Source organism: Pontibacter sp. HJ8, assembly GCF_054824225.1.
This window is the reverse complement of the sequence record NZ_JSYF01000335.1, coordinates 1-1,140: the sequence shown is the minus strand read 5'-3', so window position 1 is coordinate 1,140 and position 1,140 is coordinate 1. Positions and strand designations below refer to the sequence as shown.

1 protein-coding gene is annotated in these 1,140 nt (G+C 49.5%); it reads left to right on the top strand.

Features of this window, described 5'->3' with window-relative positions:
• Positions 1–291 precede the first annotated feature (291 nt).
• Entirely contained in the window at positions 292–990 is a 699-nt protein-coding gene (locus OB13_RS14525; protein WP_461490891.1) for a DNA repair ATPase, read from the top strand.
• Positions 991–1,140 lie beyond the last annotated feature (150 nt).

The following is a 1,140-nucleotide window of genomic DNA, read 5'->3' as shown; positions in this document are numbered from 1 at the left end:
CAGGCCGGGTTATGCAACCTGTGGGCAGCATTAAAATGCTCTTTTCGGCAGATAGTAACTCTCATCGTGTCTCCAACATGCAATTGCGTGCTAATGTTTGGGCGTGTTTAAATTCATTATGGGGCTGGTGTAGCTATAAGCTTGCAAATTTACGAGTAGTGGCACCCAAAGGCAAACCATTTCGGAGGTAAATTAAATCTTATCCATATATCTGAAATTTTATATGGAATCCTTACTTTCGTAAGTATACGGCAGATCAGACATAAGTATAGTTGAATTAATAGTATGAGCATGAAAGGTTTAGTACTGGGCGTGCTGCTGCTGGTTGCAGGAGTGGCCAATGCGCAGACGGTGCGGGTAGAGGAGAATGAGCAGACAGTGAACGGCGTAAAGCGCAGGGGGCAGCAGCTCACCGTGCAGCTGGATCCCAAGTTTGTGGAGAAGCACTGGAAAGATCATCTGGGGCAAAAGGCGGGGAAGGTAAAGCAATCCAAAGGGATGCTGACAGTTGAAGGAGCCGTGATAGATACCATCTCTAAGTCGCCCATGCGTGTGACGTCTATGGTGGGCAGCCATGCTACAGGCAGCTTCGTGTGGTGGACGCTGGACATGGGGGTAGCCTATGTGGATAAGGCGGCTACGCCGGAAGAGTATGCCGCCGCAGATGGCTTTATGAAATCCTTCGCCCGTAAGGTATACCGGCAGGATGTATTGCGCCAGATAAACCAGGCGGAAGATGTACTGCGTTCCACCAAGCAGGAGCAGGACCGCGTGGTAAAACAGGCAAACGACCTGCAGCTAAGTATAGAAAAGAACAGGAAACGAAAGCTTGAACTCGAAGCAGAACTGGTGCGCAATGCAGAAGATCTGAAGCAACTCGAGCAAAATGTAGAACTGAATGTGAAGCAGCAGGAAGCCAGCCGCCAGCAGGTACAGCAAATGGAGAAGGCGGTAGAGGAAGTAAGGGGAAAGCTTCGGGAGATTAAGTAGTCTCGCAAGACGGAAGCTGCTATACCTATACCGCAAGTTTAGCGATAGCGTAACTTGTGGTTGATTATGTGGCCAGTTTGTAACTGGAGGAAATGGTGCTTCAGGTATAGCAACCTGGCATTGTTGTATAGCTTCGCCTGTCCGGCGGGG

What these genes read in the sequence shown, in the direction of transcription:
- OB13_RS14525 (WP_461490891.1), top strand. Translation starts at nt 292, where the DNA reads ATGAAAGGTTTAGTACTGGGCGTGCTGCTGCTGGTTGCAGGAGTGGCC.